The 24,979-nt window shown below is 68.4% G+C and carries 21 protein-coding genes, 1 tRNA gene and 1 riboswitch; of the genes, 14 read left to right on the plus strand and 8 right to left on the minus strand.

The annotated features are described in order from the left end of the window. Nucleotides 1–57: 57 nt before the first annotated feature. The 7 genes from gnd to Psi02_RS03860 all read left to right on the plus strand — a co-directional run bounded on the left by gnd (nt 58) and on the right by Psi02_RS03860 (nt 9,146). On the plus strand, nt 58–1,002 hold the full coding sequence (gnd, locus tag Psi02_RS03830; protein ID WP_203971867.1) for a phosphogluconate dehydrogenase (NAD(+)-dependent, decarboxylating): 945 nt from the start codon (nt 58–60) through the stop codon (nt 1,000–1,002). Between the two features lie 85 nt (nt 1,003–1,087). Further along, nucleotides 1,088–2,293: a DNA replication/repair protein RecF gene (recF, locus tag Psi02_RS03835; protein WP_373317595.1), complete on the plus strand. Its 1,206-nt coding sequence runs from the start codon at nt 1,088–1,090 to the stop codon at nt 2,291–2,293. After that, a complete protein-coding gene (locus Psi02_RS03840; RefSeq protein ID WP_239094583.1) occupies nt 2,283–2,807 on the plus strand; it encodes a DciA family protein in 525 nt (174 codons plus the stop codon). The genes recF and Psi02_RS03840 overlap by 11 nt, the downstream gene beginning before the upstream one ends. Before the next feature lie 335 nt (nt 2,808–3,142). Beyond that, entirely contained in the window at nt 3,143–5,086 is a 1,944-nt protein-coding gene (gyrB, locus tag Psi02_RS03845) for a DNA topoisomerase (ATP-hydrolyzing) subunit B (protein WP_203971871.1), read from the plus strand. Nucleotides 5,087–5,101: 15 nt separating this feature from the next. Further along, nucleotides 5,102–7,678 (plus strand): DNA gyrase subunit A, encoded by a 2,577-nt coding sequence (gene gyrA, locus Psi02_RS03850; protein ID WP_203971873.1) that lies wholly within the window; start codon nt 5,102–5,104, stop codon nt 7,676–7,678. Between the two features lie 125 nt (nt 7,679–7,803). After that, nucleotides 7,804–8,901: a DUF3566 domain-containing protein gene (locus tag Psi02_RS03855; RefSeq protein ID WP_239094584.1), complete on the plus strand. Its 1,098-nt coding sequence runs from the start codon at nt 7,804–7,806 to the stop codon at nt 8,899–8,901. Between the two features lie 171 nt (nt 8,902–9,072). Next, nucleotides 9,073–9,146: transfer RNA gene (locus tag Psi02_RS03860), tRNA-Ile, on the plus strand. 379 nt (nt 9,147–9,525) lie between these two features. Here Psi02_RS03860 and Psi02_RS39925 read toward each other — a convergent pair. The 3 genes from Psi02_RS39925 to trpS all read right to left on the minus strand — a co-directional run bounded on the left by Psi02_RS39925 (nt 9,526) and on the right by trpS (nt 12,110). Then, complete coding sequence (locus tag Psi02_RS39925; RefSeq protein WP_239094585.1) at nt 9,526–9,792, minus strand: class I SAM-dependent methyltransferase; 267 nt, start codon at nt 9,790–9,792, stop codon at nt 9,526–9,528. Nucleotides 9,793–9,902: 110 nt separating this feature from the next. Next, a complete protein-coding gene (locus Psi02_RS03870) occupies nt 9,903–10,931 on the minus strand; it encodes a S66 family peptidase (protein ID WP_203971877.1) in 1,029 nt (342 codons plus the stop codon). 84 nt (nt 10,932–11,015) lie between these two features. Continuing rightward, nucleotides 11,016–12,110, minus strand: a complete 1,095-nt coding sequence (trpS, locus tag Psi02_RS03875; RefSeq protein WP_203971879.1) for a tryptophan--tRNA ligase — start codon at nt 12,108–12,110, stop codon at nt 11,016–11,018. 342 nt (nt 12,111–12,452) lie between these two features. Next, nucleotides 12,453–12,618, plus strand: a riboswitch (cobalamin riboswitch). 28 nt (nt 12,619–12,646) lie between these two features. Here trpS and Psi02_RS03880 point away from each other — a divergent pair. Beyond that, a complete protein-coding gene (locus tag Psi02_RS03880; RefSeq protein WP_203952725.1) occupies nt 12,647–12,859 on the plus strand; it encodes a CbtB domain-containing protein in 213 nt (70 codons plus the stop codon). Between the two features lie 18 nt (nt 12,860–12,877). Then, complete coding sequence (locus Psi02_RS03885) at nt 12,878–13,621, plus strand: CbtA family protein (RefSeq protein ID WP_203971881.1); 744 nt, start codon at nt 12,878–12,880, stop codon at nt 13,619–13,621. Between the two features lie 150 nt (nt 13,622–13,771). Here the strand turns inward: Psi02_RS03885 and Psi02_RS03890 are convergent, their stop codons facing one another. Together Psi02_RS03890 and Psi02_RS03895 are read right to left on the minus strand one after the other, a co-directional pair. Further along, nucleotides 13,772–14,248, minus strand: coding sequence for a hypothetical protein (locus tag Psi02_RS03890; protein WP_203971883.1), 477 nt, complete (start codon nt 14,246–14,248; stop codon nt 13,772–13,774). 216 nt (nt 14,249–14,464) lie between these two features. Continuing rightward, complete coding sequence (locus Psi02_RS03895; protein ID WP_203971885.1) at nt 14,465–14,791, minus strand: hypothetical protein; 327 nt, start codon at nt 14,789–14,791, stop codon at nt 14,465–14,467. Between the two features lie 334 nt (nt 14,792–15,125). On the opposite strand from Psi02_RS03895, the gene Psi02_RS03900 reads away from it, so the two are divergent. Continuing rightward, nucleotides 15,126–15,944, plus strand: a complete 819-nt coding sequence (locus Psi02_RS03900) for an NAD(P)H-binding protein (RefSeq protein WP_203971887.1) — start codon at nt 15,126–15,128, stop codon at nt 15,942–15,944. 106 nt (nt 15,945–16,050) lie between these two features. Here the strand turns inward: Psi02_RS03900 and Psi02_RS03905 are convergent, their stop codons facing one another. After that, the gene (locus Psi02_RS03905) at nt 16,051–17,370 is read right to left on the minus strand and encodes an NUDIX hydrolase (protein WP_203971889.1); all 1,320 of its coding nucleotides are present in this window, start codon (nt 17,368–17,370) and stop codon (nt 16,051–16,053) included. Between the two features lie 78 nt (nt 17,371–17,448). On the opposite strand from Psi02_RS03905, the gene Psi02_RS03910 reads away from it, so the two are divergent. Together Psi02_RS03910 and Psi02_RS03915 are read left to right on the plus strand one after the other, a co-directional pair. After that, nucleotides 17,449–18,312, plus strand: a complete 864-nt coding sequence (locus Psi02_RS03910; protein ID WP_203971891.1) for an NAD(P)-dependent oxidoreductase — start codon at nt 17,449–17,451, stop codon at nt 18,310–18,312. A gap of 38 nt (nt 18,313–18,350) precedes the next feature. Continuing rightward, on the plus strand, nt 18,351–19,295 hold the full coding sequence (locus tag Psi02_RS03915; protein WP_203971893.1) for an aldo/keto reductase: 945 nt from the start codon (nt 18,351–18,353) through the stop codon (nt 19,293–19,295). 2 nt (nt 19,296–19,297) lie between these two features. Here Psi02_RS03915 and Psi02_RS03920 read toward each other — a convergent pair whose 3' ends face one another. Beyond that, nucleotides 19,298–21,040 carry a pyruvate dehydrogenase gene (locus tag Psi02_RS03920; RefSeq protein WP_203971895.1) on the minus strand — a complete coding sequence of 581 codons (1,743 nt, stop codon included), beginning with the start codon at nt 21,038–21,040 and terminating at the stop codon, nt 19,298–19,300. 155 nt (nt 21,041–21,195) lie between these two features. Between Psi02_RS03920 and Psi02_RS03925 the strand changes: the two genes are divergently transcribed. Together Psi02_RS03925 and Psi02_RS03930 are read left to right on the plus strand one after the other, a co-directional pair. After that, nucleotides 21,196–22,155 carry a lactate/malate family dehydrogenase gene (locus Psi02_RS03925; RefSeq protein WP_203971897.1) on the plus strand — a complete coding sequence of 320 codons (960 nt, stop codon included), beginning with the start codon at nt 21,196–21,198 and terminating at the stop codon, nt 22,153–22,155. A gap of 115 nt (nt 22,156–22,270) precedes the next feature. After that, nucleotides 22,271–24,094, plus strand: a complete 1,824-nt coding sequence (locus Psi02_RS03930) for a glycoside hydrolase family 15 protein (protein WP_203971899.1) — start codon at nt 22,271–22,273, stop codon at nt 24,092–24,094. 6 nt (nt 24,095–24,100) lie between these two features. Here the strand turns inward: Psi02_RS03930 and Psi02_RS03935 are convergent, their stop codons facing one another. Next, a complete protein-coding gene (locus Psi02_RS03935; RefSeq protein WP_203971901.1) occupies nt 24,101–24,691 on the minus strand; it encodes a DUF305 domain-containing protein in 591 nt (196 codons plus the stop codon). Nucleotides 24,692–24,979: the final 288 nt, after the last annotated feature.

Raw genomic sequence — 24,979 nt, forward strand, 5'->3', positions numbered from 1 at the left:
GCCCGCACACGGGTAGGCGTGCCTCGCGGTGGATCCGGAGGCTAAGGGGTGGCTCACATGCAGATCGGCATGATCGGTCTCGGCAAGATGGGCGGGAACATGGCCGAGCGGCTTCGCCGCGGCGGTCATGACGTGGTCGGATACGACCGCGATCCCGCCGTCAGCGACGTCGGCAGTCTGGCCGACCTCGTCGAGAGGCTCGAGGCACCCCGTGCCGTGTGGGTGATGGTGCCCGCCGGCGAGCCCACCCGGGCCACGATCAGCCAGTTGCGTGATCTGCTCTCCCCCGGTGACCTGATCATCGACGGGGGCAACTCGCACTACAAGGACGACCAGGTACACGCCGCCGACCTCGCCGAGAAGGGCATCGGCTTCGTCGACGTCGGGGTCAGCGGCGGCATCTGGGGGCTCGAGAACGGCTACGCCCTGATGGTCGGTGGTGCGGCCGAGGACGTGCGGCGTCTCGACCCGATCTTCGTCACCCTCCGCCCCGCGGGACAGGACGGGTTCGTCCACGCCGGACCGGTCGGCGCCGGCCACTTCGCGAAGATGGTCCACAACGGCATCGAGTACGGCATGATGCAGGCCTTCGCCGAGGGCTGGGAACTGCTGGAGGCGAGTGACGTCGTCACGGACGTCCCCGGTGCGTTCGCGAGCTGGCGCCACGGCACGGTCATCCGTTCCTGGCTGCTCGACCTGATGGTTCGGGCTCTGGAGCAGGACCCCGACCTGTCCGAGCTCAAGGGGTATGCCGAGGACTCCGGCGAGGGCCGGTGGACGGTGCAGGCGGCTGTGGACCACGCGGTGCCGCTGCCGGCGATCACGGCCGCCCTCTACGCGCGTTTCACCTCGCGCCAGGCCGATTCCCCCTCGATGAAGATGATCGCGGCGCTGCGCAACCAGTTCGGCGGGCACGCGGTCGCCTCGGTGGAAGGCCAGACGGGCAAGGGCGCGGACGCCCCCGGCGCCGATGTGGCGCCGCCCCGCGAAGTCCAGCACTGAACCCGGCTCTGATCGATGAGCACCGACTGAACGCGTCTGCCGTACGACGCGGGCGCCCGGGCGTTAGTAGCCTTGCGGCGTGCATGTGGCCAGCCTCTCCCTCACCGACTTCCGGTCGTACCCCGCGGTCGAGCTCGATCTCGAGCCCGGGGCCACGGCCTTCGTCGGGCCCAACGGGCAGGGGAAGACCAATCTGATCGAAGCCGTGGGCTACCTCGCGACGCACTCCAGTCACCGCGTCGCGACGGACGCCCCGCTCGTACGGCAGGGCGCGCAGCGGGCGATCATCCGGTCGGTGGTCGTCAAGGACGACCGCCGGGCGCTGATCGAGCTGGAGATCAACCCCGGCCGGGCCAACCGCGCGAGGGTCAACCGCTCCCCCGTTCCGCGGCCGCGCGAGGCCCTCGGCCTGCTGCGGACGGTGCTCTTCGCGCCGGAGGATCTCGCCCTGTCCAAGGGGGATCCGTCCGAGCGCCGCAAGTTCCTCGATGACCTGCTCGTCGCCCGCGCCCCCAGGTTCGCCGGGGTCCGCGCCGACTACGACCGGGTGCTGAAGCAGCGCAACGCCCTGTTGCGCACAGCGGCGACCACCAGGATCGGCCGGCGGCGCGGGTCCCGCAAGCAGGACGACGACGCCGCCTTCGCGGCCGCCGGGGCCGGGGACGTCATGAGCACGCTCGAGGTGTGGGACTCCCATCTCGTACGGCACGGCGCCGAGCTCCTGGCCGGACGGCTCGATCTGGTCGAGGCGCTGCGGCCACTGGCCGCCAAGGCCTACGCCACTCTCGCGCCGAGCTCCGCGCCGGCGGGCCTGGAGTACCGGAGTTCGGCGGGCGAGGACCAGGCCGACGATAAGTTGTCCACAGATGTCAGCGTTCTGGGGATAAATCGCGAAGATCTGGCTGAGCGCCTCCGCGCGGGACTGGCCGAAGTCCGCCAGGCGGAGCTGGACCGAGGCGTCACCCTGGTCGGGCCGCATCGCGACGACCTGCTGCTGACCCTCGGCGACCTGCCCGCGCGCGGCTACGCGAGCCACGGGGAATCGTGGTCGTTCGCCCTGGCCCTGCGGCTGGCGGCCTACGACCTCCTGCGCTCCGACGGCGGAGACCCGGTCCTGATCCTGGACGACGTCTTCGCCGAACTCGACGACCAGCGGCGCAGGCGGCTGACCGACATCGTCGCCCCGGCCGAGCAGGTCCTCATCACGGCCGCGGTGCCGGACGACGTTCCGGCCCAGCTCGCGGGGTCCCGATTCGACGTGACCGAAGGGAGCGTGCTGCGTGTCCGCTGAATCCACAGGTGGGGACCAGTCCCCGGAAGGGACCGCGGCCAAGGGCGCCGCGATGGCCCGCGAGAAGCTGGCGCAGGCCAAGGCCGACGCCGTGAAACGCGGACAGCTCCCCCGGTCCGAACCACGCCGCCGCAAGGGCGGGCCGAAGCGGGACGCGGGCGATCCCCAGCTCTTCGGCCGTGCCATCCGGGACCTGCTGGCCGACCGCGGCTGGGAGCAGCCGGCGGCCATCGGCGGCGTCTTCGGCCGCTGGCGGGAGATCGTCGGGCCCGAACTGGCCGGTCACACCACCCCGGAGACCTTCGCGGACGGTGAGGTCGTCGTGGCCGCGGACTCGACCGCTTGGGCCACGCAGGTGCGCCTTCTGGCGTCTACGCTGGTCAGGAGGCTGAACGAGGAGCTGGGCGACGGCACGGTGACGCGCGTGAAGGTGCACGGCCCGAACGTGGGACCTCGTCAGACGGGCGGTCTGCGGGTCCACGGCAGCCAGGGCCCCGGAGACAGTTACGGGTGATCCCGGGAGCTGAGCCGTAGGACACCGGAGAAAGCCCGAACCGGCCCAAAATCGCGTGTGAGGCTTCGACCCCCGTCTCGGGTGGGGGAAGTTCAAAACGATGATCAACACGCGACAGGGCATCACAGCGCCCGTCAATGCCTCCTGAGGTCTCCAGGACCGGTAGAATGAATGTGGACTTAAGGACACGTCCGGTTTGCGTCACCCCCCGACCTTGAGGGTCGATTTCCCGCAGGGTGGGCGCATCGGGGCATTCACGACGGTGACGGGCACGGCTGGGGCGGCCAAGCTAGACGACCTCCCGCCGCGTGTCCATTGGCAGGAGGATTTCGCACTTGTCCTACGACGCAAGCTCAATCACCGTTCTAGAAGGACTCGAGGCGGTCCGCAAGCGCCCGGGAATGTACATCGGTTCCACGGGCGAGCGCGGTCTCCATCACCTGGTCTACGAGATCGTGGACAACTCGGTCGACGAGGCGCTCGCCGGCTACTGCGACACGATCGAGATCACGCTCCTCGCCGACAACGGTGTGCGGGTGGTGGACAACGGCCGGGGCATCCCCGTCGGTGAACACCCTGTGGAAAAGCGGCCGGCCGTCGAGTTGGTCATGACCACGCTGCACGCCGGCGGAAAGTTCGACGGCAAGTCGTACGCCGTCTCCGGCGGCCTCCACGGCGTCGGCGCGGCGGTGGTCAACGCCCTGTCGACCCGGCTCGACGTGGAGATCAAACGCGACGGCTACCACTGGCGGCAGACGTATGACCACTCCAAGCCGACCGGCCCGCTGACCAGGGGCGAGCCGACCGACGAGACCGGGACGACCACCACGTTCTGGGCCGACGACACCATCTTCGAGACGACCGTCTGGAACTTCGAGACGCTGACGCGCCGGTTCCAGGAGATGGCGTTCCTCAACAAGGGCCTCGCGATGATCATTCGCGACGAACGGCCCGACCACATCAACGGCGAGCCGGTTGAGATCAAGTACCACTACGAGGGCGGCCTCGCCGACTTCGTCACCCACCTCAACTCGAAGAAGGAGCCGATCCACAGCTCCGTCGTCGACTTCGAGGAGCACGGCGAGGGCATCTCGGTCGAGATCGCGATGCAGTGGAACGCGTCTTACAGCGAATCCATCTACACGTTCGCGAACACGATCAACACGGCCGAGGGCGGCACCCACGAGGAGGGCTTCCGCGCGGCGCTGACGACCATCGTCAACCGCTACGCGCGCGAGCAGAAGTTCCTCAAGGAGGGCAAGGACGACAACCTCACCGGCGACGACGTCCGTGAGGGCCTCGCCGCGATCATCTCGGTGAAGCTGGCGGACCCCCAGTTCGAGGGTCAGACCAAGACCAAGCTCGGCAACACCGAGGCGAAGTCGTTCGTCCAGAAGGCGTGCAACGACCACTTGCGCGACTGGTTCGAGCGCAACCCCGGCGAGGCCAAGGACATCATCACCAAGACGCTCCAGGCCTCCCGCGCCCGCCTCGCGGCACGCCAGGCCCGTGACCTCACCCGCCGCAAGTCCCTGCTGGAAAGCGGCAGCGGCCTTCCGGGCAAGCTGGCCGACTGCCAGTGGTCGGAGCCCGAGAAGTGTGAGCTCTACATCGTCGAGGGTGACTCGGCCGGCGGCTCGGCCAAGGGCGGCCGGGATCCCAAGTTCCAGGCCATCCTGCCCATCCGCGGCAAGATCCTGAACGTCGAGAAGGCGCGGATCGACAAGGTCCTCAAGAACAACGAGGTCCAGGCGCTGATCACGGCTCTCGGCACCGGTGTGCACGACGAGTTCGACATCGAGAAGCTGCGGTACCACAAGCTGATCCTCATGGCGGACGCCGACGTCGACGGGCAGCACATCACCACGCTGCTGCTGACGTTGCTGTTCCGCTTCATGCGGCCGCTGATCGAGGCCGGGCACGTCTACCTCTCCCAGCCGCCGCTCTACAAGATCAAGTGGGATCGCAAGGGCGAGGACGCCTCCTACGCCTACTCGGACCGGGAGCGCGACGCGATCATCGAGGACGGCGTCGGGCGCGGCAAGCGCGACCCCCGTCTCCACGACGGCGTGCAGCGCTTCAAGGGTCTCGGCGAGATGAATCCCTCCCAGCTGTGGGAGACCACGATGAACCCAGCGACCCGGGTGCTGCTGCAGGTCACGCTCGACGACGCCGCCCAGGCGGACGAACTGTTCAGTGTCCTGATGGGCGAGGACGTCGAGGCCCGCAGGAACTTCATCATCCGCAATGCCCGTGACGTTCGTTTCCTCGACGTATAGCAAAAGGACTTTTCCGTGACGGAAGTGAACACGCCGCCGGGACCGCCCGCCGATCGCGTAGAACCGGTCGACATCCAGTCCGAGATGCAGCGCAGCTACATGGACTACGCGATGTCCGTCATCGTGTCCCGTGCGCTGCCGGACGCCCGGGACGGCCTCAAGCCCGTGCACCGGCGCGTCCTGTACGCGATGTTCGACGGCGGCTACCGCCCCGACCGCGGCTACTTCAAGTGCTCGCGCGTCGTCGGTGACGTCATGGGCTCCTACCACCCGCATGGTGACGCGTCGATCTACGACACCGTCGTACGGCTCGCGCAGCCCTGGTCGCTGCGTTATCCGCTGGTCGACGGGCAGGGCAACTTCGGCTCACCGGGCAACGACCCGGCGGCCGCGATGCGGTACACCGAGTGCCGCCTCGCGCCGATCGCCATGGAGATGCTCCGGGACATCGACAAGGACACCGTCGACTTCCAGCCCAACTACGACGGGCGGTCGCAGGAGCCGATCGTCCTGCCGTCGCGGTTTCCGAACCTGCTCGTCAACGGCGCCGCCGGCATCGCGGTCGGAATGGCGACCAACATCCCGCCGCACAACCTCCGCGAGGTCGGCGAGGGCGTCAAGTGGGCGCTGGAGAACCACCAGGCGACCGACGAGGAACTGCTCGAAGGGCTCATCGCCCGGGTGAAGGGTCCCGACTTCCCGACGGGCGCGCTGATCGTCGGCCGCCGCGGCATCGACGACGCCTACCGCACCGGGCGCGGCTCGATCACGATGCGGGCGATCGTCGAGGTCGAGGAGGACGCCAAGGGCCGTCAGTGCCTGGTCGTCACGGCCCTGCCGTACCAGGTGAACCCGGACAACCTCGCGCTCACCATCGCCGAGTTGGTCAAGGACGGCAAGGTCACCGGCATCGCCGACGTCCGCGACGAGACCTCCTCCCGGACCGGCCAGCGCCTGGTGATCGTGCTGAAGCGCGACGCCGTCGCCAAGGTCGTGCTCAACAACCTCTACAAGCACACCCAGCTGCAGACCACCTTCGGCGCCAACATGATCGCCCTGGTGGACGGCGTGCCGCGGACGCTGCGTCTCGACCAGTTCGTCAAGTACTACATCGAGCACCAGATCGAGGTCGTCGTCCGGCGGACCCGGTTCCTGCTCCGCAAGGCCGAGGAGCGGGCCCACATCCTGCTTGGACTGCTCAAGGCGCTCGACCGGATGGACGAGGTCATCGCCCTCATCCGCCGATCGCCCTCGGCGGCCGAGGCGCAGGGCGGCCTGATGACCCTGCTGGAGATCGACCAGATCCAGGCGCAGGCCATCCTGGACATGCAGCTGCGCAAGCTGGCCGCCCTGGAGCGGCAGCAGATCCAGGACGAGTACGACGGCCTGATGACGCAGATCGCCGACTACCAGGACATCCTCGCCTCCGAGCCCCGGCAGCGGCAGATCGTCTCCGACGAACTCAGCGAGATCCTCACCCGATTCGGCGATGATCGTAAGACGGAGATCATCGCCTACGAAGGCGACATGTCCATCGAGGACCTGATCGCCGAAGAGGACATGGTCGTCACGATCACCCGTGGTGGTTACGCCAAGCGCACCAACATGGACCTCTACCGGGCGCAGAAGCGCGGAGGCAAGGGAGTCCGCGGCGCCCAGCTCCGCCAGGACGACATCGTCGAGCACTTCTTCGTGACCACGACCCACCACTGGCTGCTGGCCTTCACCAACAAGGGGCGGGTCTACCGGGTCAAGGCGTACGAACTGCCGGACTCGGGCCGGGACGCGCGCGGACAGCACCTGGCCAACCTGCTCGCCATGCAGCCCGACGAGCACGTCGCGGAGATCCTCGATCTACGGGATTACGAGGTCGCTCCGTACCTCGTGTTGGCGACCCAAAGCGGCCTCGTCAAGAAAACACGGCTGTCTGAATACGATTCGCCCCGATCTGGTGGCCTCATCGCAATCAATTTGCGCGAAGATGACGAGGTGATCGCCGCACGACTCGTGTCGGAGGAGGACGATCTGCTGCTCGTTTCCAAGAACGCGCAGTCGATTCGTTTCACCGCCTCCGATGAGGCTCTTCGCCCGATGGGCCGCGCCACCAGTGGTGTCATCGGCATGCGTTTCCTCGACGGGGACGAACTCCTCGCGATGAACGTCGTGAGTCACGGTGATGACGTGCTCATCGCGACGGAGGGCGGCTATGCCAAGCGCACTCCCGCGGACCAGTACCCCGTGCAGGGACGGGGTGGCAAGGGAGTGCTGACAGCGAAGATCGTCAGCGCCCGTGGCAAGCTGGTTGGAGCCGTCATGGTGAGGCCCGAGGACGAGGTCTTCGCCATCACATCGGCCGGAGGGGTGATCCGGACCAGTGCGGGCGAGATCAAGCAGTCGGGCCGCCAGACCATGGGGGTGCGCCTGATGAACCTCGCTGATGGGGACAGCGTCGTCGCCCTTGCCCGCAATGCCGAGGCTTTGGACGCCAACTCGGATGACATCGAGTCGGAGTCCTTCGAATCGGCCGAGACCGAGCCGACAGAGCTCGAGTCACTGGAGATCGAGGAAAACGGGGCAGGAGACGACGCATGAGTGATAGCGGCGGTGCGCGGGCGACCGGGGCGGCCAGAAAAAAATCGCCGGGCGCCCGTCCGGCGTCGTCCTCAATGAGGGACGGCGTTACCGAACGGGTGGACAAAGACGATAACGTCATCGGGGTGGCGTCCGAGAAAGAAGATGTGACTCCGGCGGGGAAGCCCGAGTCCGACTCTGACAACGCGACTGTGCGCATCCGCACCTCCGCGGCCGATCAGCCGTGGAAGTCGCAGTCGTCCAAGGACGGCGAGAAGCCGGCCGATCGTCAGTCCGGTTCCGAGCAGACCGCTCCCTTCGCCAAACCCGCCGTCGCGACACCGTCCGCCGCCGCTCCTGCCGACCGCAGTGGCAAGGCCGGCGGGCCTACCGGGGCCAAGCCCGCGGTGAACGAGTCGGCGTCCGGTTCCGCTTCTGGGCCGGGATCCGGTTCCGGGTTCGGCAAGTCCGGATCGGGTGCCGGCAAGCCCAAGCCCGGTGGCGACAAGCCGTTCGGTGGTGGCAAGCCGATCGACGGCGGAAAGCCGGATGTCAACACCGGGCCGAGGGGCGGTGCTCGCGGGCCCGTCACGTCAGGGTCCGCCACGCCCGGGTCGGAGTCCGCCGGCCCCACTGCGACGTTCCCGAGGCCGACCTACTCCTCTGGGGACGGCTCCCGGCCTGGAACCTCTCCAGCAGCCGGCGCCTCGTCCCCGGCGCCTCCGGTCTCCGCGTCGCCGAGCGCCCCTGCGCCGGTCACACCGGCGCAGGACGCCCCTGCCCGGGGGTCCGCGTTCGGCTTGGTGGAGCGGCCGGAGGCCACGAGCGGCACGGCCAAGGGCAAGGCGAAGAAGGTCGAGGCCAAGGGGCCCCGCAAGGCCCACCTGGTGTTGCGCCGGATCGAGCCGTGGTCGGCCATGAAGTTCAGCTTCGTCATCTCGATCGTCTGCTTCGTCATCCTTTTCGTGGCGGTCGCGATCCTGTACGGCGTGCTGTCGGGGATCGGCGTGTTCAGCTCGATCACGGACGCCGTCACCCAGCTCACCACCGGTGACAGCAAAACCGCCAGCACCCTCGACATCAGCAGCTGGTTCGCCCCCGGGCGCATCCTGGGCTACGCGGGCCTGCTGGGCGCGATCAACGTCGTTCTCATCACCGCTCTCAGCACTCTCGGTGCGGTGATCTACAACGTGTGCGCCGATTTCGTCGGCGGCGTCGAAGTGACGTTCAGCGAGGCCGAATAGCCAGCCGTACGGCTACCGCCCCGGGCGCGGGCGGTAGCCGTACGGATCGCAACGGAAGGGCCCGCCGCCATGTGGGAAGGCGCGGGAGCGGTGCGGACACGGTAAGCTTTTCCTCGTTCAGGCGTGATTCGCCTCCCGATACGGGATGCGGTAACGTTCCTTGCGCGACGCGGGGCTATAGCTCAGACGGTTAGAGCGCTTCCCTGATAAGGAAGAGGTCCCAGGTTCAAGTCCTGGTAGCCCCACTGCAGTTCACAGGCCGTTTTCCGATCATCGGAGAGCGGCCTTTCTCGTACCCGCATGACGACCATTTCCGATCATGCGCCGAAGCCGTGGCCCTGCCCTGGTTCAGGGGATGCGATAGACGGACACGTGGGAACGCGACTCGGCGGTGAAATCGGCTCCGGACATTGGCCCGGTGGGAGCTTGCGCAGCTCAGGTACCCACAGCTCGATCACGAACCGGCCGCCGGGCGTGAGGTGGCGGGCGGCGTTGCGGAAGCAGGCGACCTGCTCGGCCTGGGTGAGCAGATTCGAGATCGTGTTGTAGACGAGGTAGACGAGGTAGACGAGGTAGACGAGCGTGTACCTCCCCGGGGCGAGGTGGTCGCCATGTCGCCGACGATTACCGGATCGTCGCTTCGTCCACCTTGGTTCGCAGTTGGTCGATCATCGGAGCTGACAGCTCGAGGCCGGTGACGGGCACTCCTCGCTCGGAGAGCGGGACGGCCACACGGCCGGTCCCGATGGCGAACTCGAGCGCCTGGCCGTCACCTGCGAATTCGGCGAGGCGGCCCACGGTCGGCCCCAAGACCTCGGGCGCGAACATGCCGGTGCCCGGCGTGTCATAGCGCCGGGCGGCATCGACGTCCCAGATCTCGTCCTGTCGCATCCCTCAACGATCGCCGTGGGTCGACGTGTTGTCCAACGAATCCCGGGTGACGATCGCAGTCGGGAATCCAGTCCCCGAGGGCACGCGCATGAACACGCTGCCCTCAGGGTTCAGGTGAGCGTCTGCGTGAGTTCGTTGCGGTCTCCGGTGAACATCACCTGGGCATGAGCGCCGTTGACCAGGGGCAGGTACGGCGGCACATGGCCACACTCGACATCGGCGATGATCGGTACGGCAAGGCTGCCGAGGGCGTCGAGGACGGCCTCGTGCTGAGTGAGCGAGCCGGTGTCCGGTGCCCGGGTGCGACCGACGAGGACCGCGTTCGCGTTGGTGAAGAACCCGGCGAGCCGCATCCCGTGCAGGTTCCGGCAGATGGTCGTCGCGTCGTCCCCTGAGGCCTCGACATAGACGATCAACCCCTCGGGCGCCGTGTCCCGCGCGAAGGACGCGATGTCGCCATACGGCGTTCCGGTGAGGTTGCACAGGGTTTCGACGCAGCCTCCGATGAGTCGCCCCTCAACCTGGACGTCGCCGTCGCCGTCCAGACGTGTCCATCGCCCAGGCGTGTCGAGCGTGAACTCGTGCACTTGCGGATTGGTTCGGTAGTCGTCCCATCCTTGCGCCCGGTAACGGTTCGGCGGGGTCTGCCTGAACGCCGTCTCCGGGTCCATCGTCGCTATGTCCAGCCAGGTGAGCAGCCCTTCGGGCGCGCGGTACGGCGTGTCCATCAGGTTGTTGCCATGGATGGTCGCGACGCCGGTAAGCAGAGTGAGGGGCGTGATGATCGTCGACATGTCGGAGAAGCCGACGACCCATGTCGGGTCGGCCTCACGCAGAGCGTCCCAGTCGAGTAGGGGCAACAGATCGATCGCGGTCACCCCACCCCACGGCGGTACGACGGCCTTGATGGACGGGTCGGTGAGCATCTCCATCAGTTCGCGTGCCCGGTCGGCCGCCGGAGCGCTGACGTGCCCGGCGCCGTCCATGCATTCCCCGACGATCACCTGATATCCGTGCTCCTCCACGGTGCGGATGCCTATCTGGAGGCGATCTCGCAGGTGCTCGTCCACGCCGCTGGAAGGGGCAGTGACGCCGACACGGTCACCGGGACGCAACGGGGCGGGGTATCGCAGGTTCATGTCCATGATCCTGGCGGAATCATCGGCCGGATGGCCACTGCGCCGCCTGGTCGAGAGCCGCCCGTGGAGGCGACCGTTCTCGATTCAGTAGAGGGAGTTCATGGTGGCCCGCACTTCGTCGAGGGTGGTCTGGGCGATGGCGGCGGCACGTTCGTTGCCGTCACGCAGCACCTTCCGGATGTGGTCGCGGTCCTGGGCGTACAGAGCGCGGCGGTCCCTGATGGGGGCCAGGTACGTGTTGACCGCCTCGGTGACGGTCTCCTTCAACGCCGACGAGCCCCGGCCGCCGATGTCCTCGGCGACCTGGTGGGGGTCGTGGTCGAGGCACAGCGAGGCGAGGAGGACCAGGCTGGACACCTCAGGGCGCGTGGTGGGCTCGTAGGTGATGTGCCGGTGGGCGTCGGTCTTGGCGCCGCGGATCAGCTTGGCGGTCTGGTCGGCGCTCGCTGCCAGGGCGATGGCGTTGCCGCGGCTCTTGCTCATCTTGGCGCCGTCGGTCCCCAGCAGCAGCGGAGCCGCGGAGAGCAGGGCGTCAGGCTCGGGGAAGACCGGGACGCCGTTGCCGTAGCGGCTGTTGAAGCGGCGGGCGATGGTGCGCGTGACCTCCAGGTGGGGCAACTGGTCCTGGCCGACCGGCACCAGGTTGGCCTTGCAGAACAGGATGTCGGCCGCCTGGTGCGCCGGGTAGGTGAACATCAGCCCGCTGACGGAGGACTGCTGGGACTGGGCTATCTCCTCCTTGACGGTGGGATTACGGCTGAGTTCCGCGACGGTGATCAGGCTGAGGAACGGCAGGAGCAACTGGTTGAGCGCTGGAATCGCGCTGTGGGTGAAGATCGTGGCCCGTTCCGGATCCACGCCGACGGCCAGGTAGTCCAGCACCAGGTCCTCGACATGTTCGGTGAGGTGATCGGCGACGTCGCGATCGGTCAGGACCTGGTAGTCCGCGATGATCACCAGCATCTCCACCCCCAGGTCCTGCAGACGGACGCGGTTGTGGAGGGTGCCGAAATAGTGCCCCAGATGCAGCCGGCCTGTCGGGCGGTCGCCGGTCAGCACGCGGAATCGGCCGGGATCCCGGTGGATCAACTCCTCCAGCGCGGCACTGCGGCGCTGGACGGTGGAGATCCCGTCCGAGAGGGCCGGAGCTTCGGCCGAAAGATCAAAGTCGGTGATCATGTGGTTCTCCTGAAAGGTGAGGTGGCCCGCCGGTTCTGATGGGGCGGCACATTCCAGGAGGAAACGCGAAAGGGCCGTCCATCCGAACGGCCCGGGTCGTGCACGAGTGATGGCCGCTCCTACGCGGAGCGCCACCAACTTGGACACGACAGACGATGCATGACGATCAGTCTAACTTCTCCCGGCGGCACCGACCGGACGGGTATGCCCGGCTTGTTGTGACCGTCGTTCGCTTGCGCCCCATGAGTGTCCTGCGGAGTCTCCTGGCATGTGATCCGGAAGACAATGTTCAAAGCGGTCTTGACGTCACAAGCAGGAAGGAGGGAGTCTCTGGGGGACAAATCAACATTGAGGCAATGGTGCGCAGGAACCTGGTGCGATTCCAGGACGGTCCCGCCGCTGTGACCGAGAAGTCCCTCCCTGAGGTGGCCACCGTTGTGACAGGCGGAAAAGGCAGGGGAGAGCGGCGCTCGGGAGTCAGAAGACTGACCCGTTGTCCTCCGTCGTCGGGGCGCGTGACCCCGAGAGGAGAAACCGTGGCAAACGTCGTCGTTCCTTCAGGCAAGCCCGTTCCGCTCCGTATCCCGGTGCGCGAGATCGTTCCCTGGGCCGTCTTCGCCGCGGTGCTCGGACTGGCCCTGCTGTACTTCGTCGGCGCCGAGCAGGGGGCCACGTCGATCATCAGCGGCAGCACTGTCCACGAATTCGTCCACGACGGACGCCATCTGCTCGGTTTCCCCTGCCACTGACGGCCGGGATCCGCTCTCATGATGCGAACCCTGCTGATCCGCGGCATGCTCGTCGGGCTCGCCGCGGCCGCGCTCGCCTATGTCGTGGCGTGGTTCCTCGGTGAACCCCAGGTCGCCCTGGCCATCTCGTTCGAAGAGGCCAAGGCGGCGGCGTCCGGTGAGATGCATGAACACGAGGTGGTCAGCCGTACCGTCCAGGAGACGTTCGGCCTGATCACCGCACTCATCGTGTACGGCGTGGCCTTCGGCGGCCTGTTCTCCATCGCCTTCGCCTTCGCGCACGGACGGATCGGCGACTTCCGGCCTCGGACGACCGCGGCTCTGGTGGCGCTGGTCGGATTCGTGGTGATCTATGTTGTCCCGTTCCTGAAGTACCCGCCCAACCCGCCCGCGGTGGGGAGCGAGGACACCATCGGCTCCCGCACCACGCTGTACGTCACGATGATCGTGCTGAGCCTGTTCACGACCGCCGTCGCGCTGTACGCGGGCCGCAGGCTCGCGCCCCGGCTCGGCGGATGGAACGCCGCCCTGGTGGCGGTGGGCGTCTTCGCCGTCATCATCGGGATCATCTATGTGGTGATGCCGGCGGTGAACGAGGTTCCGGCCGACTTCTCCGCGACCGTGTTGTGGCGGTTCCGACTGGCTTCCCTGGCCATTCAGCTCACGGTCTGGGGGACGCTGGGCCTGCTGTTCGGCGGTCTCACCGACCGTGCACTCGGCAGGCGGACCGCCGGCGCACCCGCCGCTGTCGTAGGCGTCTGACCGTCTTCACGGCCGATGGCACAGCGAGGCCACGGCTTCATCGAATGTCCCGGTGGCACGTCCTGATCGGACGAACCGCCGGGACTTTCCGCGTTCCGGGCGGGAGTGCCCCTTTCGGGCGAGGGCGCACTACGGCGACGCCGGAGAAAGTCAGGCGCCGTGAAGGAACAGGAGCAATCCCAGGCTGAGGAGAGCCGGCCGTACCGGCTCGGGGGTGACGACGGGAACGGCCACCGGCGCGGGATCGACGACCACCTCCGGTGTCACGGCCGGCGTGGGGGTCGGTGTGGGGGCCGGCGTCACTTCGACCGCCTGCTCCGGGGAGACCACGATGACCTTCTGCGTGATGTTGCAGATCCTGGCATTGCGGCACAGCGCGTTCTGCACGCTCGTCGCGCCCGCGGTCGTGGTCGTCGACGTGTTCTGTCGGCCGTAGAGCGAGTTTTCGCTGTTGGCGGAAAGAACGTCGGGACCCTCGGTCTTCGTCGGCCGGGGGTCTTTGCCGTCCGCACTCGCGGGGAAAGGCGCCAGGGCGCCGATGAATACCGCCGACACGGAAACGCCCGCGACGACGTACGCGGCGAGGGTCTTCCTTCCGGGTGTCCTGCCGTACCGCTGGCAAATCATCGGTCCCCCCGCTGAATCGATCGAGTCCTGGCAGGTATTCCTGCCGCCCGGAGCCGTCGACAGCTTACTTGGCGGGGTGTGATCGCTCATGTTTCACGCGGTCGGGGCGCGCGTTATTACCGCATGATTGCCGGGGAACGAAGAAGAACGGGAAATTCAATCGACTCCGGTGAATGCGCGGCCATTTTCCGATGGCCGCAGGGGTGGGGCCGGTCGTCACCAGCCACGGAAGAAGTTGAGCTTCTGATGGATCTTGCAGACCCGGGCGCCCCTCTTGCAGAGGCCGGACTGCGTGTTGGTGTTCTCGCTGACGCTGTTGACCTGCTGCACGCCCGTGACGGTGGTGGGGCTGTTGATGGCAGGCGCGTTCTGGTTGTGCCGTCCCTGGTTGCGGTTCCAGACGGGGCCGTGCCCTTCGCCGATGATGGGTGCCCAGGGGCCTTCCGAGGCTCCCCTACTCGCGCTCGCCTGCGCGGTGGCGGTGATTCCGGAAAGGGCGAAGGCGGCGGTGGTCAATGCCAGCAGCTGTGCGGTGACGACCACGCCGGCAAACGAACTTCCCGCACGATGACGACGCATTGTCGCGCACCTGCCTCTCACGTCATTCGCTGGTGGTCGCCTTTGTCGGCGCGGACATGGGTAACGTGAGCCTGCATACCCGGTGACCGAGCGCCGGTCCCCCGCCGAATGATCTAAAGCGCAGATGATTACCCGTTCTTTGTCGTCGCCGCCCGGGCGCTGCAGTCGGCTTGATGGACCAGTCATTCGGATCCCTCCGGAGTGGGAGCTCCAGGAATTTCCCCGGATGCGGCCCGCGGTGAAAATCTGTTGACGCGAGCCCGCCCGTGGAACGACCGTGAGCCCCGTGAATGATTCCATGATCGTTATTTCGGCCGCGTCGGGCGCGCTCGGCCGGTTGGTCATCGAGCATCTCGTCGCCCGCGTCTCCCCCGGCCGGATCGTCGCGGCCGTCCGCGATCCCGGCCGTGTCGCCGACCTGGCCGAGCGCGGCATTCAGGTGCGGCGAGGCGACTACGACGACACGGCGAGTCTGCGCGACGCCTTCAAGGGCGCCGGTCGGCTGTTGCTGATCTCCTCGCCGGAACTGGATCCGGCCCGCCGCGTTCCTCAGCATCTCGCCGCCGTCAAGGCGGCCAGGGACGTCGGGGTCGGCGCGATCGCCTACACCAGCGTTCTCGGCGCGGACACGGGCGACGCGGGTGTCGCCGCGGCGCATCACGCCACCGAGCAGGCGATTCTGGACAGCGGCCTGCCGTACACGATGCTGCGCAACCCCTTCTACGGCGAGGCGTTCGTCAACGAGGGCCTACGGGCAGCCGTGACGGCCGGTGAGCTGGCCGGGGCAACCGGAGGCCGCGGTCTCAACACCGCGTTCCGCGCCGACCTCGCTGAGGCGGCCGCGAACGTGCTCACGGGGGACGGCCACCTGGGTCTCGCCTACGACCTCACCGGACCGTTGTGGACTTATCCACAGCTCGCCGAGATCCTGGCCGAGGTGTCCCGCACTCCCGTGGCCCATCGGGAGGATCCGAACAGCGTCGCCGGTCCGCTCGCCTGGCTACACGGACAGGTCCGTGCGGGCGCGCTGGAGAGCCAGACCGAGGACCTTTCACTCGTGCTCGGCCGTCCCGCCACGACCTTGAGGGAGGCCGTCGTCCGCGCCCTCAGGCCCTGAACCGGCCAGACGTCGGCCGGAGGGGCGCAGGGCGGACCTGCCGGCCGGAGGGCCCGCAGCCTCTGGTGAGTCAGCCGTCCTCCCCCGGGCGATCAGTTCCACGTCGTCACTCCCCGCGGAGCCACTGTGCGACCAGCGCACGTTCTGCGTGCGGCATGCGGCTCGCGTCGACATCCTGCGCGGGCAGCCGGCGGACTCGGGCCGGGCGTCCCGCGCCGGCCTCTGCGGGAGCTGTGGATTCACGTGAAACCGCGGCGGAGCCGAGAGCGGGTGAGCCGGCGGGCAGCGGAGCGGCGAAGACGAACCGCCGTCCACGCCTGCCGTCGACCGAGATGTAGTCGTCCGCGCCGACGAACCGGGCCTGATCGGAATCCGTCAGGACACGGAGGGCGGCCTCGAGTCCGTGCCGTGCGACCGTGGAGGGAAGGCGGTCGGTCTCCTCGTCGGACAGCACGAGCACGCTGCCGTCGTGGTGCCCGATGAGCGACACCGACAACTCCTCGAACCCGGCTCGTACGGCCTCAGCCTCGAGCAGGGACACGGTCGGGAGATCCCAGCCGTGGAGCGAGAAGCCGAGTTCGTCCCGAACGGCCTCGATGCCCGCCCGGGCGTAGGGGACGGTCCGGTCCGGCAGGGCGTCGACGGGGAACCACGCCAGCTCCGCGCACTTGTGGGGCTCGGCGTTGACGGGCGTGCCGCTCGTCGTGCGGGCCACCAGGAACATCCCCACACGGGCGGTGCCGCCGGGGTTGCGGTGGTGCGTCACGTGGGCGACGGTCAGGCCGGACACGTCGATCCCGAGTTCCTCCCTCGCCTCCCTCACGGTCGCGTCGATGATCGACTCGCCCTCCTCCAGATGCCCCGACGGCATGACCTGCCACTCGCCGTCGGCGTATCCCGTGTTCTGACGGCGGCCGAGCAGCACCCGTCCCTCGTCGTCGAAGAGCAGGAGGTGGACGTCCACGACCGGCCGGTAGCGGCCGGGGGCGTCGGTGGCCGCGGCCAGGAGCGCGGGCAGGGTGGTGGCGCCGTCCGCGATGAAGTCCGCCAGCTCCGGGGAGATCAGGTTCAGCTCCCGCACCTTCTCCGGCCGCACCCGGACGATCTCGTGGATGCCGTTCGCGGGGTCGAGGAACTCGGGTCCGCTGCGCCGGCTCAGGTCCATGTGCACCAACCGGCAGGCGTAGACCGTGGTCAGCCTCTCCTGCTCGACGATGGTGAGCACGCGCAGGGCGGGCCCGGCCGTCGCGCCGAGTTCCTCGTCGAGCTCGCGGCGGAGGGTCGCCTCCAAAGTGGCGTCCGAGGGCTCGACCCCGCCCCCGGGAGTGATCCAGTACGGCTCGCGCCCCGGGCGGATCCGCTTGAAGAGGACGATCTCGTCGCCGTCGAAGAGGATCGCTCGGACGCTGTGCCGTAGAGGTCGCATGGGCATCATCCTGCTGCACGCCCACCCCTATGTCCGCCGGGATACGGAGAAAGCGACAATTGGGAAGGGGGGTGACATATGCGGATAGCCGTGCTCGGAATGGGCCGGATGGGCCGGGCGCTCGCGCAGCGCCTGCTCACCCAGCACTTCTCCGTCACGGTGTGGAACCGGACGCCCGGCCAGGCCGGGCAGGTGGTGCAGGACGGCGCCACGGAGGCGTTCTCGCCGGCCGAGGCCGCGCAGGGGGCGGACGCGGTCCTGATGTCCCTCACCGACGACCGGGCCGTCCGTGACGTCATGACGCGGCTCGTCGACGACATGCCGAGCGGGGACGACCTCGTGGTGGCCGACATGAGCACGGTCTCCCCCAGCACGTCGCGCGCCCTGCGTGATCTCGTGCCTCGGGGCCGGTTCCTGGCCGCCCCGATCCTCGGCGGGCCGCTCGACCTCGTGCTGGGCAACGCGCGGGTCCTGCTCGGCGGCGATCGGACGGCCGCCGAGAGGCTGGAGCCGGTCTGGAGGGACGCCTTCGCCTCCTCTGCCTACTTGGGCGACGACCCCGGCTGCGCGGTGACCCTGAAGTTGCTCAACAACTACCTGCTCATGGCGAACGTCGTCCTGGTGTCCGAGGTCGTCGTCACGGCGGAGGCCGCGGGGTTCGACATGGCGGGGGTGCGCAACCAGCTCTTCGGGTGGGCGACCGTGCCGCCCATCCTGCGCAACCGGATCGACGACATCGTGGGCGGCGCCCATGAAGGGTGGTTCACCACGCGACTCGGCGCCAAGGACGTACGGCTCGCCCGGGAGGTCTCGGAGGAGCACGGGGTCGTCCTGCCGCTCGCCCATCTCGTCGAGCGGCTCTACGAGGAGGCCGCCGAGCTGGGGTGGGCGGAGGCCGACATCGCCGCCGTAGTGGAATTGGTCCGGCGCGAACGGCGCTGAACCGTGTGACCTGGCTTGCGTATGAGGAGAGAGTGAACATGGCGGACATGACCTACCGGCGGCTCGGAGACTCGGGGCTCGTCGTATCGGCCGTCGGACTGGGCGCCAACAATTTCGGCCGGAGGATCGACGTCGACGCGACGCGGGCGGTCGTCGACGCGGCCTTCGAGGTGGGGATCACCCTCATCGACACGGCCGACATCTACGGAGAGTCCGAGGCGTTCTTGGGCGAGGTCCTGAAGGGCCGCCGTGAGGATGTGGTGCTGGCCACGAAGTTCGGCATGGACACCGGTGGCGCCAACGGCCCCGACTGGGGGGCCAGGGGTTCCCGGCGGTACATCCGGAAGGCCGTCGAGCGGTCGCTTCGCCGGCTGCGGACCGACTGGATCGACCTCTACCAGATGCACGCCCCGGACCCGTCGACGCCGCTGGAGGAGACGATCTCGACGCTGGCCGACCTCGTGCGCGAGGGCAAGGTGCGCTACGTGGGCTCGTCGAACTTCGCCGGCTGGCAGGTGACCGACGCCGAGTGGATCGCCCGCACCGAAGGGCACGAGCGCTTCATCAGCGCCCAGAACGAGTACAGCCTCCTGAACCGAGCGGTGGAGCGTGATCTCAGCCCCGCGCTGGTTCATCACGGCATCGGCCTGCTGCCGTTCTTCCCGCTGGCCAACGGCCTGCTCACCGGCAAGTACCGCCGCGGCCAGGCCCGGCCCGAGGGCACCCGGCTGGCCGGCCGTCCCGAGTACCTCACCGACGCCCGGTTCGACGTCGTCGAGGCGCTGGAGGCGTTCGCCGAGCGGCAGGGCGTCACGCTGCTCGACGTCGCGATCGGCGGCCTCCTCGCTCAGCCGGCGGTGGGCTCGGTGATCGCGGGTGCGACCAAGCCCGAGCAGGTCAAGGCCAACGCCGCGGCCGGCGCATGGGTCCCGGACGAGCAGGCGCTCGCCGAGCTCGACAAGATCGCGCCGCGCCCCAGCTGACGTCAGGGCCGGGGAAGGTTGCGCAGGTTGCTGCGTGCCATGTTCACGACCTCGTCGGCCTCCCCGGCCAGCACCAGCCTCGTCATGGCGAGGGCGAACCCCCTGACCTGCTCCCCCTTGATCTTGGGCGGCATCGACAGGGCGTTGGGGTCGGTGAGCACGTCGACGAGGACCGGCCCGTCCGTCTCGAGGGCCTCGCGCAGGCCCTGCCGTACGTCGGCGGGGTCCTCGATGCGGATGCCCTTCACCCCGGCCGCGCGCGCCATGGCCGCGAAGTCCGGGTTCTTGAGACCGGTCTGGTACGGCGGGTAGCCGGCGACGAGCATCTCCAGGGCGACCATGCCGAGCGAGCCGTTGTTGAAGATGACCACCTTCACCGGCAGGTCGTACTGCAGCAGGGTGAGGAAGTCGCCCATGAGCATGGCGAAGCCGCCGTCTCCGCACAGGGCGACGACCTGCCGCCCCGGATACGCGACCTGCGCGCCGATCGCCTGGGGCAGCGCGTTGGCCATCGAGCCGTGGACGAACGAACCGAGGAGACGGCGCCGGCCCGTGGCGTTGATCAGGCGCGCCGCCCAGACGGTGGACATGCCGGTGTCGACGGTGAAGACGGCGTCGTCGGCGGCGAACCGGTCGAGCGTGGACGCCACATGTTCCGGATGGATCGGACGGTGGTCGCTCACCTCCTCGGCGTAGGTCCGCAGTCGGCCGACGAGTTCCTCGTGCCGACGGAGCATCCGGTCGAGGAAGGAGGAGTCGGACTTCTCCGCGACCCGGGGAAGCAACGCTCGGACCGTCTCCCCCGCGTCTCCCCACACGCCGAGATCCAGCTTGGACCGGCGGCCGAGACGTTCACGGCGCAGGTCGACCTGGACGACCTTCGGCTCGGACGGCATGAACTGCACGTAGGGGAAGTCCGTGCCCAGCAGCACCAGCAGGTCGCACTCGTGCATCGCGTCATAACAGGCGCCGTAGCCGAGCAGGCCCGACATGCCCACCTCGTACGGATTGTCGTAGGCGATCCAGTCCTTCCCGCGAAGCGCGAAGCCGATGGGGGCCTTGATCCGCGCGGCCAGTGCCACCACGTCATCGTGTGCGCCGGCGACGCCGCGGCCGCAGAACAGGGTGACCCGCCTGGCCCGGTCGACCATCTGGGCGAGTTCCTCCAGCACGGCGTCCGACGGCCGTGCGGTCGGCTGCTGCTCGAGACGGTACGGATGTTCCAGATAGGTCGCGGTCGCCTGCTGGTCGGCCACGTCACCGGGCAGGACGACGACCGCGACCCCGGCCCGGCCGATCGCCTCCTGGATCGCGATCTGGGCCACCCGCGGCAGTTGCTCGGGCCGTGAGACCGTCTCGCAGTAGTAACTGCACTCCCGGAAGTAGAGGCCGGGAGTGGTCTCCTGGAAGTAGGAGGTGCCGATCTCCGTGCTCGGCACCTGGGCGGCGAGCGCGATCACCGGGGCCATGCTGCGGTGGGCGTCGTAGAGCCCGTTGATCAGATGGACGTTGCCGGGGCCGCAGCTTCCCGCGCACGCGGTGGGCCGCCCGGTGAGCTGCGCCTCCGCGCCCGCGGCGAACGCGCCGGTCTCCTCGTGGCGGACGTGCACCCATTGGATGTCGTCGTGGCGGCGGACCGCGTCGACGACGGGGTTGAGGCTGTCCCCCACGACCCCGTACATCCGCCGGACACCGGCGGCGAGCAGGATCTCCACGAACTGGTCGGCGACCGTGCGTCTGGCCATGGCGACGCCCCCTGCCTTCCGTATTGTCACCTTTCCTATCCGAGTGTCCCATTTTCTGGTTTCCGCCCGTCAGCAGCGGCCAAAATCTGCCGCAAGCGGTGCCGGATCATCCGTTCCGCGGGCAAGTCCGATGAGGTCGAGACCTGAGGCGGTGGATGGTGAAGGTCGGGGTGGTGGGAGTCGGCGCGGTCGGGGCGGCCACCGTGCTGTCCCTGATCGAGCGGGGCGGGATGTGCCGGGAGATCGTCCTGGTGGATCTCGACTCCCGGCGGGCCGCGGGAGTGGCGGCCGACATGCGTTATGCGACGCCGCTTGCGCCCACCGTGGAGGTTCGCGCAGGCGGCTACGACGACCTGGCCGGGGCCGCGGTGGTGATCATCACGGCGGGCCTGAACGAGAAGTCCGGAGGCGCGACCGACCGTTCCGACCCCGAGGGGAGGCGGCGCCTCATCGGGGCGAACGCCGAGATCTACGCCGGCATCGTGCCCCGGGTCGTCGCCGCGGCGCCGGAGGCGGTGCTGATGGTGGTCACCGACCCGCCCGATCCGCTGGCCGTCCTCACGCGGCGTCTGGCCGGGCACGATCGGGTGTTCTCCACCGGCACGCTGATCGACAGCCTGCGATTCCGCGTCCACCTCGCCGATCGGCTGAAGGTCAGGCCCAGGGACGTCCAGGCCATGGTCGTCGGCGAGCACGGGACGTCCGAGGTCCTCCTGTGGTCGTCCGCGTCGGCCGGGGGCACTCCCGTCCTCGACCTGCTGGCCCGGTGCGGCGAGCCCGTCGACCTGATTCGCCGGGAGATCGAGGACGACATCCGCTTCGCCAACATCACCATCATCGAGGGGACCGGCGCCAGCCAGTACGGCATCGGCGTCGTGTCCGCGCTCCTGGTCGAGGCCGTCTTGCGCGACGAGCGGGCCGTGTTGCCGGTGGCGGCCTACTACCCCCCGTACGAGACCACGCTTTCGCTGGTCAGCGTGCTCGGGGCCGGCGGCGTGCAGCAGATGTTCGAGCCCGCCATGTCGGAGGACGAGCGCGCCGGCCTCGAACGCAGCGTCGTCGCCCTCCGCGAGGCGGCGGAGCGCGCTCTCGCCGTGTTGCCGGACGGGGCCTGAGCGACGTCCGGCCGTACGGATTGGGGGAAAGCTGGCCGCTCCTTGGGCCGGGGCAGACCTGGCGGACCGTCCACGCGGAATAGCGTGAGAGAAATTCGGTGACAAGAGGGCCGAGATGACGCAATCCGGATCTTCTACGGGCTCCCGCTACCTGCCCATCGCCGATCACGGACTGATCGGTGATCTCCGTACCGTGGCGCTGGTCGGCACCAACGGCACGATCGACTGGTACTGCTGCCCGCGTTTCGACGCTCCGAGCGTGTTCGGGTCGATCCTCGACGCCGACCGCGGCGGCTCGTTCGAGTTGGCCGCCGGTGTGCCGGCGCGGACCAAGCAGTTCTACTTTCCGGACACGAATGTCCTGATCACCCGGTTCTACGCCGCCGACGGGGTGGGGGAGATCCAGGACTTCATGCCTGTTGAGGATGAATCGCGCGAGGTCGACAGACACCGCCTGATCAGGCGCGTCCTGTGCGTCCGCGGCACGCTGCCCTTCCGGGCCCGGGTGGCCCCCCGGTTCTCCTACGGGACCGAGCCGCACACCCTGCGCGTCGAGGGCCACCAGGCGATCTTCGAGACGCCGTCGCTCAGCCTCGCGCTGACCACCAGCGTCCCGATGGAGAGCGACGGCACGGATGTCTGGTCGGAGTTCAAGCTTCTCGAGGGCGAGTCCGCCGTCTTCGCGCTCGATCGCGTCAGCGAAGACGTCGGGTTGAAGGGCTGCCCGCTCGCGGAGGCCGAGGAGCAGTTCGCCGCGACCGTGCGGTTCTGGCGTAACTGGTTGTCCTCGTCCCGCTACCGCGGCCGGTGGCGGGAGATGGTCCACCGATCCGCGTTGACGCTGAAGCTGCTCACCTACGCCCCGACCGGGGGGATCGTCGCCGCCCCCACGACCAGCCTGCCGGAGCAGATCGGCGGCGAGCGCAACTGGGACTACCGCTACGTGTGGATCCGCGATGCCGCGTTCTGCGTGTACGCGCTGCTCAGGCTGGGTTTCGTCGGTGAGGCCGAGGCGTTCATGGACTTCCTGTCGACCCACGTCACGATGTGCGGCGTCGGTCCATCAGGCCCGTTGCAGATCATGTACGGCATAGACGGCCGCACCGACCTGCCGGAACAGGAACTCGGGCACCTGGAGGGCTACGAGGGCTCCGGGCCGGTGCGCACGGGGAACGGAGCCGTCCACCAGTTGCAGCTCGACATCTACGGAGCGCTCATCGACGGCATCTACCTGTACGACAAGTGGGCACGGCCCATCTCCAGCGACCGATGGGACCAGGTGGGCGTGCTCGTCGACTGGGTCTGTGAGAACTGGGACCGGCCCGACGAAGGCATCTGGGAGACCCGCGGCGGCCGCAAGAACTTCGTCTACTCCCGCCTGATGTGCTGGGTCGCGATCGAGCGGGCCATCCGGATGGCGCTGCGGCGGGGGCTGCCGGCCGACATCGAGCGCTGGCGTGAGTCCCGCGACGCCATCTACCGGCAGATCATGCGACGCGGCTGGTCGACCGGTCTGAGCGCGTTCGTCCAGCACTACGACGACGACGTGCTCGACGCGGCCGTCCTGATGATGCCGCTCGCCATGTTCGTCTCCCCGACCGACCCCAAGTGGCTGTCCACGCTGGACGCCCTGGGGAGGCAGCTGGTCTCGGACTCGCTGGTGTACCGCTACGACCCCGTGGCCACTCCCGACGGCATGCGGGGGGACGAGGGCACCTTCTCGATCTGCTCGTTCTGGTACGTCGAGGCGCTGTCCCTCGCCGGGCAACTCGACGAGGCCAGGCTGGCCTTCGAGAAGATGCTGACCTACGCCAACCACCTGGGTCTGTACGCGGAGCAGATCGGGCGCACGGGGGAGCAACTCGGCAACTTCCCGCAGGCCTTCACGCATCTCGCGCTGATCAGCGCCGCATTCAAGCTCGATCGCGCGCTGGGCTGACGGGGCTCACTGAAGGTGGTCGACGATCTGCTCGATCTCGGCGCGCTGCGTCTTCACGATCTTGTTGGCCAGATCCCTGGTTCCCTGGTGCTCACCTGAGCCGGCGGCCTTCTCCGCCATCGCGACGCCCGCGTCGAGGTGCTTGGCCAGGACCGAGAGCCACAACCGGTCGAAGTCGGCGCCGGACCTGCCCTCGAGAGCCAGGATCTGCGTCTTGGAGATCATCCCTGGCATGTCGTGACCCAGGTCGATGTCGCCGCTCGGCACCTCGACCCGCCAGGACCGCAGCCACCCGGACATCACCCGGATGTCGGCGGCCTCGTGCTTGGTGATCTCCTTGGCGAGGGTCTTCACGTAGGAGTCGGACCCACGCTCGGACGCGAGTGCGGCGATCTGGATGGCCTGCCAGTGATGGGGGATCATCTCCAGGGAGAAGCGGACGTCCGCGTCGTTGTGACCGCCCTTGCCCTTGTCGGCGGCGGGTGCGGCGGCCGCGTCCTGTCCGTAGGCCGCGGATCCGGAGGCGGCGGAGCATCCGGTCAACGACGCCACGACGATTCCGGCTGCCGCGGCCCAGACCGTGAGCGACCTCTTCATGGCATGTTCCTCGTTCCCGCGCCGTGGTTCGCCTGATTCGAAGGCAGGATTCACAGGCAGGTACGCGCCGGAGGCGGGGAGAGTTCAGCGGGCGTCCCGCGGGCCCGATCGCGGGGACTCTCTCGCTTCTCCGGGCGCTCGGTGACATTTACCCGCGCGGACGGTCGAGCCGGCACGTCAACGGCATTCGACCGGGGGTTTCGCCTACGGAAGACATTTGCCGCCGAGTTCTCGGAGTCCTGAGTGAATTGAATTCCGGGAAACCGCGGAAATGTTTCAGCGATTTCT

Source organism: Planotetraspora silvatica, assembly GCF_016863315.1.
Lineage (GTDB): Bacteria > Actinomycetota > Actinomycetes > Streptosporangiales > Streptosporangiaceae > Planotetraspora > Planotetraspora silvatica.